Source organism: Pseudomonas sp. yb_2 (assembly GCF_043103905.1).
Lineage (GTDB): Bacteria > Pseudomonadota > Gammaproteobacteria > Pseudomonadales > Pseudomonadaceae > Aquipseudomonas > Aquipseudomonas alloputida.
Genome location: NZ_JBICKH010000030.1, coordinates 1 through 352 on the forward strand (window position 1 = coordinate 1; position 352 = coordinate 352).

Sequence of the window (352 nt, forward strand, 5' to 3'; positions counted from 1 at the left end):
CCCAGCAGCGATGGCATGCAGAAGTCCAACACCCTCAATGGTTGGGGTTAACGCTTTTGGGTGTGGATGGCGTCGTCTGGAATACCCCCGACACCGCAGAAAATCGGGCGTGCTACGGCGGCGCGACCAATCAGCATGGCGATGGCAGTTACCCTCAAGTCCGAATGGTCTGCCAGATGGAACTGACTAGCCATCTGCTGATAAGCAGTACTTTCGAGAGCTATCACAGTAGCGAAATGAAGCTGGCCGAACAGTTGATCGCTACCACGCCTGATCACTCGCTGACCCTGTTCGATAAAGGTTTCTACTCGTTGGGTTTGCTGCATCACTGGCAATCACAAGGCGAGCAGCG

At 54.8% G+C, this 352-nt stretch carries 1 protein-coding gene; it reads left to right on the forward strand.

Annotated elements, in window-relative coordinates; genetic code table 11:
* Nucleotides 1–352: transposase (locus tag ACF8FB_RS06960; RefSeq protein WP_392511148.1), on the forward strand; the 352-nt coding region annotated here is incomplete at both ends.